This is a genomic window from Inquilinus sp. CA228, from assembly GCF_052078665.1.
Lineage (GTDB): Bacteria > Pseudomonadota > Alphaproteobacteria > DSM-16000 > Inquilinaceae > Inquilinus.
In genome coordinates, this window is sequence record NZ_JBQJIK010000176.1 from 1 (window position 1) to 1,803 (window position 1,803).

Below are 1,803 nucleotides of genomic sequence, written 5' to 3' on the forward strand. Positions count from 1 at the left end.
CTAGCGAAGCGCAAGGGCGTCGCCGTGAGGCGGGGTCTGAAGGAAGCGTGGAGCAAAGCCGCGGCCCGATGGACAAGAACCGGATACGAGGCCTGCCCGGTCGGACGAGCGAGCCGTTGATCGCGAAGTCCAGGGCCATCAAGGGCCGGGGTGGTATATTCGGCGGGCGTGCGGTGAAGGCGGTCGGTCTTACCTCGGGAGATCTGTGCCGTGTCCCTCGGGACTGGGGTGGCCGCAAGGTCGCCCGACCGCGGCGCAGAAGTCAGCAGAGGGCATAGTAGGCGGCGGGTGCCGCCGAAGGCCCGAACGGTGGAAGAGGCCAGTAGAGCGGCGATCTCGTGCGAGCCATGCGGCAGAAAGATCAGAGCAAGCTGACCCTGGGCCCCGAGGCGGAGGGTGAAGCCCCGAGCCTTGCGGCCCAGGCGACCGAAGCTCGCGCGGCGAGAGCCAGCCTCGAACGCCCGGCGGTCGTGGGACCGTCGATGGAGACCATCCTTGACCGAGAGAACCTGAAGACGGCGCTGGCACGAGTGCGGCGCAACAAGGGCGCGGCGGGGGTCGACGGCATGAGTGTCGACGACCTGCCGGCCCACCTGAAGCGGCATTGGCCCACGATCCGGGCCCAGCTGATCGACGGCACCTACAAGTCGCAGCCGGTGCGGCGGGTGGAGATCCCGAAGACCTCGGGCGGCGTGAGGCCGCTCGGCATCCCGACGGTGCTCGACCGCTTCATCCAGCAGGCGGTGATGCAGGTGCTGCAGGCGGACTGGGACCCGACGTTCTCCGAGGCCAGCTTCGGCTTTCGGCCGGGGCGCTCGGCGCATCAGGCCGTGGCACGGGCGCAGACATACATTGCGGCCGGCTACGGCGTGGTGGTGGATCTCGACCTGGAGAAGTTCTTCGATCGGGTCAACCACGACATCCTGATGGGGCTGGTGGCCAAGCGGGTGGCCGACAAGCGCCTCCTGAAGCTGATCCGCGGCTTCCTGACCGCGGGCGTGCTGGAGGGGGGCCTTGTCGGCCCGACGGAGGAGGGGACGCCGCAAGGCGGACCGCTCTCGCCGCTGTTGTCGAACCTGATGCTGGACGTTCTGGACCAGGAGCTGGAGAAGCGCGGCCATCGCTTCGTCCGCTACGCCGACGACTGCAACATCTATGTGCGCAGCCAGCCGGCGGGCGAACGGGTGATGGCCGGCATCGAGCGGTTCCTGGCCAAGCGGCTCAAGCTGAAGGTCAACAGGGCCAAGAGCGCAGTCGCCAAACCAAGCGTCCGCAAGTTCCTGGGCTTCAGCTTCACCGGCGGAAGAGAGCCGCGGCGCCGGATCGCGCCGCAGGCCATCGACCGCTTCAAGGCGAAGGTCCGGGACCTGACGCGGCGCACCCGCGGCGACAGCCTCGGGCAGATCGTCAAGCAGCTGTCCGTCTACCTGACTGGGTGGCGCGGCTACTTCGGCTTCTGCCAGACCCCGTCGGTGTTGTGCACACTCGACCGGTGGACCAGGCGGCGGCTCCGCGCCATCGCCTGGACGCAGTGGAAGCGCGGACCCAAGCGCTTTGCCGAGCTGCGACGCCGCGGCGTCGGCCGGGTCCTGGCGGCCAAGACCGCCGGCAGCCCACACGGCCCCTGGCGGCTCAGCAACAGCCCCGCGCTCGCCATCGCACTCCCCACCGCCGCCCTTCAGGCCCTCGGCCTCGCCTCCGTCGCCGACCCGCTCACCGCTTAATCCCCCGAACCGCCGGATACGGACCCGTATGTCCGGTGGTGTGGGAGGGGGGAGCCGCGAGGCTTCCCCCTATCCCGAT

At 69.4% G+C, this 1,803-nt stretch carries 1 protein-coding gene; it reads left to right on the forward strand.

Annotated features, from left to right (window positions below; translation table 11 throughout):
* Nucleotides 1–482 precede the first annotated feature (482 nt).
* Complete coding sequence (gene ltrA, locus ACTOWL_RS37830; RefSeq protein WP_441326460.1) at nt 483–1,724, forward strand: group II intron reverse transcriptase/maturase; 1,242 nt, start codon at nt 483–485, stop codon at nt 1,722–1,724.
* The last annotated feature ends 79 nt before the right edge of the window (nt 1,725–1,803 follow it).

Bases quoted from the DNA above. Each gene is read 5' to 3' on its own strand.
- ltrA (WP_441326460.1), top strand. From the start codon at position 483: ATGGAGACCATCCTTGACCGAGAGAACCTGAAGACGGCGCTGGCACGA.